General features: G+C 55.2%; 1 protein-coding gene. It reads right to left on the minus strand.

Annotated elements, in window-relative coordinates:
• Positions 1-504 (minus strand): hypothetical protein (locus HL054_RS22290; RefSeq protein WP_369141317.1); only part of this gene is annotated, 504 nt, incomplete at both ends.

The raw sequence follows: 504 nt of genomic DNA on the forward strand, positions 1-504 counted from the left end.
CTGTCGCAACGTCTGCTGAACAATCCAGCATCGAGCGTGCGCACCGTGAAAAGCGTCCAGGCTCACCCGCTGCTCTTTTACAGTGGCATAGTTGCGCCTGCCTGTCCCGGTCTGGATCGCAACCTCTAACTGTCTCCGCATCTTCGCATTCAAGCGGCTTAGGTTCATCTCTGCGGCATCAAGCAAGCTCTCCAGCGTCATAACGTCAAGCTGTTCAATCAGCGGTAAGCTCTCGGCATATCCTCGCGTAATCTCTCGCACTAACTGCCGGTGCTTCTGCTCGGCTCGCTGCTGCTCTGCCGTCCATTCTGTCTTTTCTGCTTCGGTCATTTTCGACCAGCGTTCTTTATCTGCCTTCCACGCTTTGGCGGCTTCGTGGCTGCTGGCAATCAACCGAACATCGCCCACCGTCACAACCTGTTTCAGCGTCCAGCTCTCCGGTAGGGAGTTACCGTTAGCACGGTTTTCCTCAAAGGTGGCAATAACGAGGTTATCCACCGTTAG

The organism is Modestobacter versicolor, assembly GCF_041028285.1.
GTDB lineage: Bacteria > Actinomycetota > Actinomycetes > Mycobacteriales > Geodermatophilaceae > Modestobacter > Modestobacter versicolor_A.